Origin of the sequence: Streptomyces sp. NPDC015661, assembly GCF_043077765.1 — a bacterium.
GTDB lineage: Bacteria > Actinomycetota > Actinomycetes > Streptomycetales > Streptomycetaceae > Streptomyces.
The window spans coordinates 499,350-512,779 of the sequence record NZ_JBIBST010000003.1 but is presented as its reverse complement, the minus strand read 5'-3'; the positions used below and the strand labels follow the sequence as shown (position 1 = coordinate 512,779).

11 protein-coding genes are annotated in these 13,430 nt (G+C 71.9%); 5 read left to right on the top strand and 6 right to left on the bottom strand.

The window, feature by feature from the left end:
• The first annotated feature begins 154 nt into the window (after positions 1-154).
• The gene (locus ACF07V_RS10780; protein WP_392153088.1) at positions 155-1,051 is read left to right on the top strand and encodes a tyrosine-protein phosphatase; all 897 of its coding nucleotides are present in this window, start codon (positions 155-157) and stop codon (positions 1,049-1,051) included.
• On the opposite strand, the gene ACF07V_RS10775 is transcribed toward ACF07V_RS10780, so the two are convergent.
• From ACF07V_RS10775 to ACF07V_RS10750, 6 genes are all read right to left on the bottom strand, one after another.
• Complete coding sequence (locus ACF07V_RS10775) at positions 976-2,730, bottom strand: DEAD/DEAH box helicase (protein WP_392153086.1); 1,755 nt, start codon at positions 2,728-2,730, stop codon at positions 976-978. The two genes, ACF07V_RS10780 and ACF07V_RS10775, sit on opposite strands and share 76 nt — an antisense overlap.
• A 294-nt stretch (positions 2,731-3,024) precedes the next feature.
• Complete coding sequence (locus ACF07V_RS10770; RefSeq protein WP_392153084.1) at positions 3,025-3,648, bottom strand: TetR/AcrR family transcriptional regulator; 624 nt, start codon at positions 3,646-3,648, stop codon at positions 3,025-3,027.
• A 40-nt stretch (positions 3,649-3,688) separates the two neighbouring features.
• The gene (locus ACF07V_RS10765; RefSeq protein ID WP_392153082.1) at positions 3,689-4,198 is read right to left on the bottom strand and encodes a pyridoxamine 5'-phosphate oxidase family protein; all 510 of its coding nucleotides are present in this window, start codon (positions 4,196-4,198) and stop codon (positions 3,689-3,691) included.
• Between the two features lie 64 nt (positions 4,199-4,262).
• Positions 4,263-4,643 carry a VOC family protein gene (locus tag ACF07V_RS10760; RefSeq protein ID WP_392153080.1) on the bottom strand — a complete coding sequence of 127 codons (381 nt, stop codon included), beginning with the start codon at positions 4,641-4,643 and terminating at the stop codon, positions 4,263-4,265.
• Between the two features lie 194 nt (positions 4,644-4,837).
• Positions 4,838-5,557: a vWA domain-containing protein gene (locus ACF07V_RS10755; protein ID WP_392153078.1), complete on the bottom strand. Its 720-nt coding sequence runs from the start codon at positions 5,555-5,557 to the stop codon at positions 4,838-4,840.
• Positions 5,558-6,133 (bottom strand): PadR family transcriptional regulator, encoded by a 576-nt coding sequence (locus tag ACF07V_RS10750; protein WP_392153077.1) that lies wholly within the window; start codon positions 6,131-6,133, stop codon positions 5,558-5,560.
• 94 nt (positions 6,134-6,227) lie between these two features.
• Here ACF07V_RS10750 and ACF07V_RS10745 point away from each other — a divergent pair, with 94 nt between their 5' ends.
• From ACF07V_RS10745 to ACF07V_RS10730, 4 genes are all read left to right on the top strand, one after another.
• On the top strand, positions 6,228-7,355 hold the full coding sequence (locus ACF07V_RS10745; protein ID WP_392153075.1) for an LLM class flavin-dependent oxidoreductase: 1,128 nt from the start codon (positions 6,228-6,230) through the stop codon (positions 7,353-7,355).
• Between the two features lie 110 nt (positions 7,356-7,465).
• A complete protein-coding gene (locus ACF07V_RS10740) occupies positions 7,466-12,631 on the top strand; it encodes a caspase family protein (protein ID WP_392153074.1) in 5,166 nt (1,721 codons plus the stop codon).
• On the top strand, positions 12,628-12,945 hold the full coding sequence (locus ACF07V_RS10735; protein ID WP_392153072.1) for a hypothetical protein: 318 nt from the start codon (positions 12,628-12,630) through the stop codon (positions 12,943-12,945). Before ACF07V_RS10740 ends, ACF07V_RS10735 begins: the two co-directional genes overlap by 4 nt.
• Entirely contained in the window at positions 12,942-13,394 is a 453-nt protein-coding gene (locus ACF07V_RS10730) for a hypothetical protein (RefSeq protein ID WP_392153071.1), read from the top strand. The genes ACF07V_RS10735 and ACF07V_RS10730 overlap by 4 nt, the downstream gene beginning before the upstream one ends.
• Positions 13,395-13,430: the final 36 nt, after the last annotated feature.

The following is a 13,430-nucleotide window of genomic DNA, read 5'->3' as shown; positions in this document are numbered from 1 at the left end:
CCTCCGGCTGCTACCTTCCTCGCCAGCACGTCACCTAACTAACGTTAGGTGGAAGAGCGGCCCCGCGGGCCCGTCCGCCCACGGCTGTCCACCCGAGTCCGTCTGCCGTACGGCCGTCCGCCGTACGTCCGTCAGTCCGTAAGGGAGCCCAGCCATGCCCCTGTCCCGACGCGCACTGCTCACCACCACCGGTGCCGCAGCCCTGCTCTCGGCGCTGCCCACGGAAGCGAGCGCCCGCACCAGCTCGACGACCGCGATCCGGCAGATCCCGCTCCAGGGCGCGGTCAACGTCCGTGATCTCGGCGGATACGCCACCTACGACGGCCGCCGGGTCCGGCACGGTCTCGCCTACCGGAGCGACCACCTCGCCAAACTCACCGACGCCGACCTCACCACCCTCGCCGGGCTCGGCCTCGGCACCGTGGTCGACCTGCGGATCCCGCTGGAGGTCGGGTACGACGGCGCCGACCGGCTGCCCGCGGGCCCGGTCCCGGTCGCCCGGCCCATCACCGACCACGGGCTCTTCGGGCAGCTGATGGCCGCGATCGGCTCCCGCGACCCGGTCCGTCAGGAGGAGATGCTCGGCGGCGGGCGGGCCGCCGCCTTCATGTGCGAGGTGTACCGCACCTTCGTCACCGACTCCGCGAACCGGGACGCCCTCGCGGCCACCCTGCGGGACCTGGCCGACCCGCGCCGGGGGCCGCTGCTCCTGCACTGCACCTCGGGCAAGGACCGCACCGGCTGGACGAGCTGGCTCCTGCTCACCCTGCTCGGGGTGCCCGAGAGCTCCGCCCGCGCGGACTACCTGGCCTCCAACACCTTCCGCGCCGCCTACGACGCGCGCGTCCGGGAGGGCCTGAAGCAGGGCGGGCTCATGCAGAACCCGGACCTGATCGTGCCGCTCCAGGAGGTGCGGGCCGAGTACCTGGACACCGCCCTCGACCAGGTCCGCACCTCCTACGGGAGCCTCTTCCGTTACGTGTCGGTCGGCCTCGGCCTGGAGCTGCGCGAGCTCGCGGCGCTCCGCGAACGGCTCGTGCCGGAGGCCTGACGCCCGCCCCGGCCGGCGCCGGCCGCCGCACCGCGCCCGGCACCCGCGCCGGAACCACGGCCCGCGCCGGAGCCGCGCCCCGCGCCGCCCGCGCCACGCCCGGAGCCGCCGGCCCCGCCGGAACCCCGGCCCGAGCCCGTCGCGGCGCCGGAGCCCCGGCCGGTGGGCGTGGTGGACCCGCGCCCGCCGGACGTGCCGGAGCCGCGCCCCGAGCCCGGTGCGGCCGTGTCCGTACCACCGCTGCCGGCTCCGGAGGAGGCCGGACGGCGACGGCGGCGGCCGCCCGTGCCGGCGCCACCGGCCCCCGCCGCCTTGCGCGGCGGGGTCGGCTGCGGGGTCTCGACGACGACGGGGACGCCCGAGGGCTCCCGGGCGCCGGTGAGCTCGGAGAGCTCCTCGTCGCTGGACCTGATCTGCGCCGTACGGGGGCTGATGCCCGCGTTCGACATCAGCCGGCCCATGTCCCGCTTCTGCTCGGGCAGGACCAGCGTGAACACGCTGCCGGACTCGCCGGCGCGCGCGGTGCGGCCGCCCCGGTGCAGATAGTCCTTGTGGTCCATCGGCGGGTCGACGTTCACGACCATGTCGAGGTCGTCGACGTGGATGCCGCGGGCCGCCACGTTCGTCGCGACGAGCGTGGTGACCTGACCGGTCTTGAACTGGTCCAGGGTCCGGTTCCGCTGCGGCTGCGAGCGGCCGCCGTGCAGCCCGGAGGCCCGGACGCCGTTGGCCAGGAGCCGCTTGACCAGCCGGTCCACGGACCGCTTGGTGTCGAGGAAGAGGATCGTGCGGCCTTCGCGGGCCGCGATCCGCAGCGTGACGGCCTTCTTGTCCGTCTCGTCCATCACGTACAGGACGTGGTGCTCCATCGTGGTCACCGCACCGGCCGAGGGGTCGACCGAGTGCACGACCGGGTCGTCCAGGAACATCTTGACCAGCTTGTCGATGTTCCGGTCGAGGGTCGCGGAGAACAGCAGCCGCTGCCCGTCCGGCTCGACCTGCTTCAGCAGCTTCGTGACCTGCGGCAGGAAGCCCATGTCGGCCATCTGGTCGGCCTCGTCGAGGACGGTGACGGCGACCTGGTCGAGGCGGCAGTCACCCCGCTCGATGAGGTCGTGGAGCCGGCCGGGCGTGGCGATGAGGATCTCGGCGCCGCGCCGCAGGGACGAGGACTGCCGGGAGATCGACATGCCGCCGACGACCGTGGTGATCCGCAGCCGCAGCGCAGAGGCGTACGGGGTGAGGGCGTCGGTCACCTGCTGGGCGAGCTCGCGGGTCGGCACCAGGACCAGCGCGAGGGGCGCGGTCGGCTCGGCGCGGCGGCCGGCGGTGCGGGCGAGGAGCGCGAGCCCGAAGGCGAGGGTCTTGCCGGAGCCGGTGCGCCCCCGGCCGAGGACGTCACGCCCGGCGATCGAGTTCGGCAGCGTCGCGGCCTGGATCGGGAACGGCTCCGTCACACCCTGCTCGGTGAGCGTCCGCAGCAGCGCGGCCGGCATGTCCAGGTCCTCGAAGGAGGCCACGGGCGGCAGCGCGGGCGTCACCGTCTCCGGAGGGGTGAACTCCTGCGGCGGCGGGGGCGCGGCGGGACGACGGCCGCCGCGGGGGCCCTTCGGCTGGGACGTGGACTTCGCCTGGGCGGTGCGGGGGCCGCGCCTCTGGGGGCGTTCGGAGCGGGTCATTCGTGCCTTCCTGGCCGGTGCGCGGCACAGCCGGGGCCCGCACCTGCGCGATGCGGGCCCCGGCTGTACCGCCCGGAACACGAGATACGGGCCCCGGCTGTCTCTCCCGGAACGCGAAACGGTTTCCGGATGTCTCTACCGGAACAATAGTGCGCCCCGGGACCTTCCCGCCCCGGCCGCCCCCTCGGCCGCCCCGTACCACGCCCTGCACGGGGCCCCGTACGGCGCCCCGTACGGCGCCCCGTACGGCGCCCGGTGCGACGCCCCGCCGTGAGCGGCGTCACAGCCGTCCGGTCAGTCGCGGCGTACGGCGACACCGTCCAGGACCATGGACAGGTACTGCCGGGCGATCTCCTCCGGGCTGTGCCGGCCGCCCGGCCGGTACCAGGAAGCGGCGACCCAGACGGTGTCGCGGACGAACCGGTAGGTGAGCCGGACGTCGAGGTCGGCGCGGAAGACCCCGGCGGCGACGCCGCGTTCCAGGGTGCCGAGCCAGGCCTTCTCGAACTTGCGCTGCGAGTCGGCCAGATAGCCGAAACGGGGCTGGTCGACGAGGTGCAGGGACTCCTTCTGGTAGATCGCGACGGCGGCACGGTGCCGGTCGATCTCCCGGAAGGACTCGGTGACCAGGGCCTCGATGGTCTCGCGGGGGCCGAGCCCGGCGTCGAGGACGGCGTCGTACCCCTCCCACAGCTCGTTCAGGAAGGTGGAGAGGATCTCGTCGAGCATCGACTCCTTGGAGTCGAAGTGGTAGTAGAGGCTGCCGGCGAGCATCCCGGCGGCGTCCGCGATCTTGCGGACGGTGGTGGCGTTGTACCCCTGGGCGGCGAACACCTCGGCCGCCGTGTCGAGGAGTTCACGGCGCCGCTCGGGCCCGCCGCTCACCTGGGTCTTCTTCTTGCTTGCAGTGTTCGGCACGTGCCCATTGTGGTCCTCCGCGCGCCGGGCCACCCAGGGGTCAGGTGTCCTCGCGGGGCGGACGGTCGTCATTGCCGCGCCGGAGCGTCCGGGTCGGGCGTCCCGGCGCCCAGCTGCGGAAGACGATCTCCTCGCCGTCCACCCAGGTCCGCACGACCTCGGTCGGCTCCACCCGGAAGAGGTGGAAGGGCTGCGGCGCGCCCGCCTCGGCCGCGTACCAGTCCAGCTTCTCCGGGTCGGTGACCTCGACGGCCCGCCCCGAGATCCGGACGTCCCCGCCGCCCATGTCGGTGCCGGGGCCCGGGTTGGCGAGCAGCGCGAACCGGGGGTCGCGGCGCAGGTCGAGCGCCTTGCGGGAGTTCGGCATCATGCCGAGCCAGAGCTCCCCGCCGCGGAAGTCGGCCTCGATGCCGCTGAGGCGGGGCGAGCCGTCCTTCCGGAGGGTGGCGAGGGCGTGGTGGGTGTACTGCCCGAAGCGCTCCCGCACGGTCGCGGCGAAGTCGGGCTCGTCGGCCTCGAAGGCCGGCCAGGTGGTTCCGGTGTCTCCCATGAGTCCAGGAAACACCGGAAACCCGACAGCCACTGTCCGGATTACTCCGGACTCACCCGTGGGTTCAGGCGGTCGCCGCGCGTTCCGCCCGGCTGCGCTCCACGCAGAACTCGTTGCCCTCCGGGTCCGTCATGGTCGCCCAGCCGGTGCCGTCGGCGTTCCGGCGGTCGTCGACCAGCGTCGCGCCGAGGCCGAGCAGCCGCTCGACCTCCTCGTCACGCGTGCGGTCCTGCGGCTGGAGGTCGAGGTGGACGCGGTTCTTCACCGCCTTCGGCTCGGGGACCCGGATGAAGAGGAGGTTCGCGCCGGCCGACTCGACGAGCGCCTCCGGGTCGCCGGGCTTGTCGTCGTCGGAGACCCGGGAGTCGAGGGCCTTCGCCCAGAAGTTCGCCAGGGCGTAGGCGTCGGCGCAGTCGATGGTCACGTGTCGCACGAGAGAAGTCATGGGCGGCATCGTCGCCCGCGGCCGCGCCCGGAGGCCACCGGATTTCCCTACCTGCCTTGTTTCCTCCTGCCTTCGGTCGGCGGTGGCGAGTTGCCCGCCCTCGGTCACCGCGACGAGCGCGGCGGGCGAGGAGCGGGCGCCCCCGGGCCCCTGGTTCCACCGAGGAGCGGTTCGCCCGCCTCGGGGCCTCGGGTTCACGACCGGACGACGCCCTGGGCCCGGGCCGCGGCGAGCCAGGCCGGGAACTCGGAGACGAGCCGGTCGTACAGCTCCGCGTCCGGGACCCGGCTCGGGTCCTGGCCCGCGTGGAAGAAGCCGGCGTTGTCGAGGGGCCGCTTCGCCGGCACGTCCAGCTCGTCGAGCCGGCGCAGGAACTCGAACTGCCGGCTTCCGGGGTCGCCGAAGCCGATGAACTGCCAGAAGATCGGCAGCCGGGCCGCCTTGCAGACGTACCGCTCGGCGGCGAGCTTGTTGATCGGCCCGCCGTCGGTCTGGAAGACGACGAGCGCGGGCGCGGTGGAGCCGCTGTCCAGGTAGTGGTCGATGACGGCGTCCATGGCGAGGTGATAGCTCGTCTTGCCCATGTGGCCGAGCCCGGCGACGATCCGGTCGATCCGGCCGACGTGGTCGTCGAGCCGGATCTCGGTCTCGGCGTCGATGCCGGTGGAGAAGAAGACCACCGGCACCCGTCCGTCGTCGTCGAGGTGCGCGGAGAGCCCGAGGACCCGGTCCGCCAGGGCCTGCACGGCGCCGTTGGCGTAGTACGGCTTCATGGACCCCGAGTAGTCGACGACGAGGTAGACGGCGACCCGATGGCCGCCGATCCCGTGCCGCGCGAGCGAGGCCCCGGCCTCCTTGTAGAGGCTCACCAGGGCGGGCGCTGTCTCCTCGACCTTCCGCAGGCTCAGTGCCATCTACTGCTCCCCCTCCAGTTCCTCGATGTCCGCGAGCATGGCGTCGGCCAGGTCGCGTTCGGCCGTGTAGTACCGCTCGGCCCAGGTGAGGGTGAGCCGGGGGTACGCCCAGGCCTCGTCCGCCCCCGCGTCCGCCACGTCCGCCTCGGCGCGCCGCCGCATGCGCTCGGCGTACTCGCGGTGCGCGGCCAGGATCTCCCGCATCCGCTCGGGTTCGAGGAGGTGGCCGAGCCAGAGCCGCAGCATCGGCCCGTGCTTGAGGACGGGCGGGTCGAGGGGGGCCGTGCGGGCCCAGGTGCGGACGGCGTCGAGGCCCTCGTCGGTGATCCGGTAGACCCGCTTGTCGCGCGTGCCGGCCTCGGGGGCGACGAGCCGCGAGGTGGCGTAGCCGCGGTTCTCCAGGCGCTTGAGCTCGCTGTAGACCTGGCTGAAGGAGGGGCTCCAGTAGAAGAGTCCGAGGGACCGGTCGGACCACTTCTTGACGTCGTAGCCGGACAACTCCCGTCCGTGGGAGAGCAGTCCGAGCACCGCCCAGCTGGTCGCGGGAAGCTCCGGCACGCTCTCTCGGTCCACCACGGAGGGCAGTCTACGGCCCTTCCTTCCTCCTCCTATGCCTGCTAGAAGTATTTCGATTAGGCATAGAACTGGCCTGCCCCGGGAGGAGCGTCCCGTGAAGTTCTCCATGATCTTCGAAGCACAGCTCGTCGACCCCACCCCCGCCCGCGAACACCAGGTCCTCCACGACTGCGTCGAACAGGCCGTCCTCGCCGAGGAGATGGGCTTCGACCGGATCTGGGCGGTCGAGCACCACTCCCTCGTCCAGTACGCCCACATGAGCGCGTCCGAGATCTTCCTGACCTGGGTCGCGGCCCGCACCCGGACCATCCGGGTCGGCCACGGCGTGGTCACCATGCCCTTCGGCTACCAGCACCCGGTCCGGGTCGCCGAGCGCGCCGCCATGCTCGACGTGCTCTCCGGCGGCCGGGTCGACGTCGGCGCCGGGCGGGGCGCGACCCGCCAGGAGACCCGGATGTTCGGGGTACGCCCGGAGGACACCCGTCCGCAGACCGAGGAGGCCCTGCGGATCTTCGCCTCGGCCTGGCGGGAGCCGGAGCTGGAGTGGCACGGCACCCTCGACATCGGCCCCGGTGCGGTCCTCCCCCGCCCCGTGCAGACCCCGCATCCCCCGCTCTTCATGGCCTGCTCGCAGCACGAGTCCCTCCGGCAGGCCGCCGAACTCGGCATCGGCGCCCTGGTGATGGGCTTCGCCGGCGCCGAGGACGTCCGCGCGATGCGCACGGTGTACGACGAGGCCATCGCCGCCAGGGACGGTTCCCGGTTCGTCTCCACCGAGGTCAACGACCACTTCTCGGCCCTCTGCCCCACGATCGTCCTCGACGACGCCGCCCGCGCCCTCCGCCTCGGCACCCGGGGCCAGCGCTTCTTCGCCGAGTCGATCGCCCACTGGTACGGCGGCGCCCCCGCCCCCACGGGCTACGCGGAGGACGAGGACCACACGGGGGCGCTCGACGAGCAGCGCCGGAAGCTGATCGCCCGCCTGCACGACGCGGACATCCCGGCCCGACCGGTGGACACGGGCACGTACAACACCGACCACGCCTACGGGGACGCGGCGACGGCGATCGCCTACGTGGAACGGCTCCGGGAGATCGGCGTCGACGAGGTGATGTGCCTGATCCAGATGGGCACGGTCCCCCAGCAGGTCTGCCTGGAGACGATCCGGCAGTGGGGCGAGCGGGTGATCCCGCGCTTCCGCGGGCCGGGGAAGGGCGTGTGAGGTGGGGGCTCCCGTGAGCTCCGGGCTTGTCCCCGGCAGTACCGATCCGGTCCCGGTGTTCTGGAATCATGGACCTCCTGCGGTGCCGCACAGGGGAGTTGGGGGAACGGGTGAGCTCGACGACGGCCGCGTCGGTGGACACGACCGAGGAACCGGTCGACGGAAGACGGCGAGCGCTGCTCATCGGAGTCGGCAGGACCGCCTTCCTGGAACGGAACGAGACCCTCGCCCGACGCTTCCCCCCGCTCGGGTTCGTCGACCGCGACGTAGAACTCGTCGGGTCCGCCCTCGCCGAGTCCGGCTACATCGTCGACGCCCTCCACCCCGGCCACACCAGTCCGGAGCGGCAGGACACGGGCGTGGGTTCGATCGTCAGCGCCGTGGAGGAATTCCTCCTCTCCTGCACGGCAGGTGACACGGCCTTCCTCTACGTCTCCGGCCACGGGGTGACCATCGGCGAACGCGAGTACCTGCTCACCTCGGACGCGCGCCCTCGTGCCGACGGCTCGCTGATCGCACAGACGGTCCTCGAAACCGCCCCCGAGGTCCTCCTCGGCACGATTCCCGAGGGCGTCACGGTCGTGGTCTGCCTCGACACCTGCAGGACCGACCAGCCGCCCTCACCCTCGGACCCGGACGAGGCCCGCCTGGTGAACTCCACATATCGCGACGTGGCCTGGCTGCTCGCGAGCGGGCGCGGACAGCCCGCCTACGCCGACCCCGAGAAGGGCAGCTACTTCGGCATCGCCCTCTCCGAGGCCCTGTCCCGCAACAGTCCCCCGAAGACCCTGAAGGACGTTCACAACTTCGTCCGGGCCCGGGTCGGGCGACTGACGGCGCAGCTCACGGAACCCCCTCCGACGGTGGACTTCCAGTGCGTGCAGGGCCTCGACGCACGGCTGGTCCTCTGCCGGGGATCTCAGGAGACCCAGCGCTGGTCCGAGGCGGTCGCCGGCTCCGTCCTCTGGCAGCACACCTCGCACGCGGACGCACACGAGTCGGTCAAGGACAAGCTCGCCGACCTGGCGCGCGAGGTCGCGAAGAGCCGCCTGGGCACGGACTCGGCCCTCGCCACCCCCTGGAACGATCCGGACTATCCGATCCGGGTCGTCGACCGCCTCGGCCGGCTCGTCGAGGCCGCCCACCTCACCGGCCGTGAACGTCTCTCTCCCGCCGAGACGGCAGCGCTGCTCGCCGCACCCCTGCTGCACGAGGGCGTCGTCGCCATTGCCCTGAGCGAGCTGGCGGCACTGCGGCCGGACCGGATCGACCGGCGCGAGGACGGCCGCGGCCGGGAGGCCGTCACCCCGCACGACCACCTGGTGTGCGACGCCGCGCGGGACGTGTCCCGGGCGCACTCGCAGGTCAGCCTGGCGGCCGAAACCCTGCGCCGGCGCCACCTGGCCGGACCCGCCACGGCGGCCGACCACTGGCTGCGCCACCGGTTCATCGCCGACTGGGACCGCCTGTGGGACGGTACGGGCGACTACGCGGCGGTCGACCACCTGCTCGGCATGGTGGTCGCGGCCGTGACCGCCGCGTCCTCCGGCGAGACCTCCCCGCAGAACCGCACCCTGATCGACCGCCAGCTCCGCCAGGTCCTGGCCCACGTCACGGTCGCGCCCGGCAGCAGCCCCCGCATCAACGACAGCGGCGAGCTCCGGTGGAACGAGCACCCCGCCGTGCCCGGCAACTCTTGGCGCGCCCCCGACCTCGCGTACCTCGTCTGGCTGGCGTCGCTCCTCGCCGCGGACCCCCGGCGGATGTCCAGCGTCCTCGTCGACCATCTGGGCGCCCACCGCCGGCTCCTCCCCTCAGACGTCACCGCGGCCCTCTCCGAGTACCGCCTGGAGTCCCCCGACGGGCACACCCGGACCGGCGACGACGGGGGATACGACCTCGCGATCAACTTCCTCTGCCCGCACCCCGCGCTGCACGCGGCCGTGGAGGACCTGGCCGCGACGGCCGACGCGTCGGTCCGAGCGCTCCACAAGGGCTGGAAGGACGCCCGGACGACCGCCCCCCACCTGCTGCGCGGCATCCCCCGGAAGGTGACCACCGAGTTCCTGGAACCCCTGGAGCAGCAGTACACCAAACCGCTGGAGCGCTTCCGCCTAGCCGAGGACGAGATCCGCCCGCTGCTCATGGGGACCCAGCTGTACGGCGACAAGATGCTCGCCGTCCGGGAGCTCTACCAGAACGCCCTGGACGCCTGCCGGTACCGGCAGCTGCGCACCCAGTACGGGCGGAGCCTGCGCAAGTGCGGGGCGAAGGGCCGTGATCCGGAGATCTCCTTCGTCCAGGGATACGACGAGGAGGACCGCCCGTACATCGAGTGCCGCGACACAGGCACCGGTATGAGCCGCAGAAAGCTCATCTCGATGTTCGCCCGGGCGGGCAAACGGTACGAGCAGGACCCGGACTTCGTCCAGGAACGCCGGAACTGGCGCCGGGCGGGCATCGAGCCGATTCCTTTCAACAGCCGTTTCGGCATTGGCGTGTTCAGCTACTTCATGCTGGCGGAGGAGGTCGTGGTCACCACCGCCACCACCGACCTCCACGGCAACCTCTCCCGTGCGGAAGCGCCCCTGCAGGCCACCATCCAGTCGGGCTCGGGCCTTCTGGAGATCGTGGAGACCACCGACGCCCCGGAACGCGGCGGCACCGTGGTCCGCCTCTATCTGAGTGCGGACGGCGAGACGCCGCCATCACTCGTGGAGACGCTGCGCTCCCTGCTGTGGGTGAGCGACCACCGGGTGACGGCAGAGGAACTGGACCGGGACGGCAACCGGATCCGCTGGGCGGAGTGGTCGCCCGGCGAACTCCAGGCGTCGGAGAACTGGCCGGCCAAGCCCGCCGTGGCAGGGACGGACGCGTGGATCGTCCAGGGCGCGGGCCAGCTACTCCTGGACGGCGTCGTCCTCAAGAAGGCCCCCGAGGTCGACGGCTACGTCTTCAACCTGCGCGAACGGGACCAGCCGGTCCCCACGGTCGACCGCAACGGCCTGATCGGCCACGACGAGGAAGGCGTACTGCTCCGCCTGCTGTCGGGCGTGCCCGAGGCAGTGGCCGCCTTCGAGGAGGTGTCACTGCGCTGGCTGTGGGAGCTCGCCCGCACGGAGCCGAAACTGGCGGTGAAGGTCTTCGACTCGCTCGGCGAGGACGCGGTGGGGGTACTGCATACGACACACGAAGAGCGCAGCCTCGGCTCGTCGACCTTGCGGCTGCGCGATGTGGGGTGCATCCCGTCCGACCGCGATCTACTGAGCCTGAACAGATACACCGGTCGCCTCAACGGCTCGCCGATCAGCAGCACGACGCTGAGGCAGTGGCGGCACTCCGCGCTGGGGGTTCACCGCCACGAGGGTGAGCCGTTCACTCCGGACAGCTACCCCAAGCCCATCGGCCTGGACATGCTGCTCTTCGCTCGGGGCATGCCCGACGGCTGGGCGGCGCCGCTCCGGGCTGCCGCGCAGACCCAGGAGTCTCTGGCCCTGGCCGTCCGCGCCCAACGACGACTCGCCGTCGTCGGCGTGCACGTGCCGGAAGTCTCCGACGTACGCGCCTTGAGGACCTTCTTCCCGACCCCGGTCATGACCGACATCGTCGAGACGCATGCGGCCGCGAGACGTCGTGGCATCGCGGGCCGCAAGGCGAGCCCAGCTGCCTTCGCCCCGCTCCTACCGGTCGCTCATACCCACACGATCACACTGTCCGAGGCCCTTTCCTCGACAAGGGAACTGACGCGCGTCGTGCCACTGCGCGGATGGGAGGACGTACCCCGGCTCTCCGAGGGCGTCGTCCTGGAGACGGAGGTCTCCGAACTGGCCGGTCCCAGGTCTGTGGCCGTGCCAGGGAGGATACGAATGTGGCACGACGGGGTCGTTCACCCGGTCGACCTCTTGGTGCGTGCGCCCTCGGTCGAGGAGCGCAAGCACCTCGTCGAGCGAATCGAATCCTTGAGCGACCTGGGCTTCTCCCTGGGCCCCGAGGTCTCCGCCGCGACACTCGGCCATCGGCCCCTGACCGGCGACGAGCGCCGCCTCATGTCGTCCAAGGTGGACGGTGAGCCGCCGTGGGTCCAAGGCGCCCTCACCATGCTCGACGTACTCGAACGATCCGCCGTCATGAACATCCCGGTCGGCCGGGTGGCCGAGCAGATCAACGGCCTCACAGCGGCCACCGGTGTCGACGCACCTCCCGTACCGGCGGAGACCAGCGACTGGACGGCGCCGGGCTGGCTCGGCACTCTTCATTCCCAGGCCGCCAAGGGTCTCGGCCCCATCGGCCCCTGGCGGCTTCTCGCAGCGATCCGGCACGCCACCCCCGATCCCGACATCGCATCGACGCTTCAGGATCTGAGGTGCCTGGAGGTGTGCGGCGTTCTCACCCCCGAGTGCCTCGCCTCGGTCGACGCAAGCACTCTGCAGCTGGTCCAGGACCCTGTCGTCGACGTACTGCTCACCATCGCCTACCCCCGCACGGGCCTCGGTGCGGCTCACTGGGATCTCGACGCGAGGGGTGTCGGTCTGGAGCCGCTCACGGCCCTCGCCAGTCGGGAACGAACGACGTTGGGTCGTCAGGCGGAACGCCTGGCAGAGCTTCCTTTGCCCATCCCCCTGAAGGTCGTCGATCTCCCCGAGTCCCTCCGGGCGATATCTCCGTACGCCAACACCAATTTCCTCTTCGACAGGGGGCTTTCCATCGGGATGGCCTTTCGCACCACACTCACATGCCACCAGCTGCTCGACGCGACTCGTCATGGCAAGACCCTCAGCGAGGTCGTCCGCACCGCCCGCGCCTTCCACTCCGCCGGCGGCCCCAGCCTCCCCGGCCCCTTCACCGGCTCCGACGCCGAAGCCCTCAAGCACTTCGTCCCCGACCGCTTCGACATCGCCGCCTTCGAAACGGATCTGCTCGGACCCGGCACCCTCGGCCCCCTCGAACTCGTCCTCGTCGCCGGGCGGTTCGGTTGGACGCTCGGGAAGGTGTACGACCGCTACGCGCCCTTCCGCTGTCTCGGGCTCGGCGTCACCGTCCCCGAGCCCGTCGGGGACGAACGGGACCTGACGCCCGACTGGCGCGACGTCATCGTGCTCACCACCGGGCTGACCGGCCGCGCGCCGGCCGTCGAAGGTGCCGTGGACCCCGATCACGTCCTCCTCTGCTCGGAGGAGACGGACCTCTCCGAGACGGAGGTCCTGGAGCGGCTCCGCACGTACTCCCGCCTCTTCGACCTCGATCTTCCCCGCACCCCAGGAGGCCCCCGCCCATGAGTTCCGCCGTCCCCTACCGCGTCAACGACCGGCCCCCGGCCTCGCCCGTCACGACGTTCCTGTGGCAGCCCCGGGGCGCCGGGCGCGTGCAGGCCACGGGCGAGTGTCCGGAGTGCCGGTGCGTGACCACCCGGATATGGGAGGACGTCCAGTACGTCACCAAGGGCCCGTCCGGCCCGTACACGTTCGACGACGGCGAGCCGAAGTACGCGCGGTGCGCGTGCCCGACCTGGCACGTCGGTCGGCCCGCCGGGGTCGAGAAGGGCTGCGGCGCCTCGTTCTATCTCACGCCGCCCCAGGGGCTGTCGCTGTGAGCGAGTTCACCCCCGAGGAACTGCGGGACGCCGACGACCGGGTCCTGACCATGGCCACCCCGCCCGAACAGCTCAAGGCCGCTCTCCAGCAGGCCGAGGGGTACCGGAACTTCCTGGCCACGCTCACCGGTCTGCTCACCGTCGTCTTCGTACTCAAGGGTCAGGAGAACCTGAGCAAGATGACCACCGGGCCCCGGTGGTGGGTGATCGGGCTGCTCGCCGGGGCGTTCCTGCTGCTTCTCCTGGCGTCCTGGCTGATGGTCTCGGCGGTGCACGAGCGGCCGGGACGGAAGCTGCCGTCGGGGGCGGAGTACCTGCTGCGGTACGAGCGGGAGCGGGCCAGGACCGTTCGGCGGATGACCGGCTGGGCCCGCTGGATGGGTCTCGTCGGGGTTCTCGCGGTGTCCGCCGCGTCGCTGATCACCTGGATCTGGCCGGGGAACAGCTGACGACGCGCCGCAGCGCCCACCCAGTCGTCCGGTCGG

What these genes read in the sequence shown, in the direction of transcription:
- ACF07V_RS10755 (WP_392153078.1), bottom strand. Translation starts at nt 5,557, where the DNA reads ATGGCACTGAGCCTGCGGAAGGTCGAGGAGACAGCGCCCGCCCTGGTG.
- ACF07V_RS10780 (WP_392153088.1), top strand. Translation starts at nt 155, where the DNA reads ATGCCCCTGTCCCGACGCGCACTGCTCACCACCACCGGTGCCGCAGCC.
- ACF07V_RS10735 (WP_392153072.1), top strand. Translation starts at nt 12,628, where the DNA reads ATGAGTTCCGCCGTCCCCTACCGCGTCAACGACCGGCCCCCGGCCTCG.
- ACF07V_RS10775 (WP_392153086.1), bottom strand. Translation starts at nt 2,730, where the DNA reads ATGACCCGCTCCGAACGCCCCCAGAGGCGCGGCCCCCGCACCGCCCAG.
- ACF07V_RS10760 (WP_392153080.1), bottom strand. Translation starts at nt 4,643, where the DNA reads ATGACTTCTCTCGTGCGACACGTGACCATCGACTGCGCCGACGCCTAC.
- ACF07V_RS10765 (WP_392153082.1), bottom strand. Translation starts at nt 4,198, where the DNA reads ATGGGAGACACCGGAACCACCTGGCCGGCCTTCGAGGCCGACGAGCCC.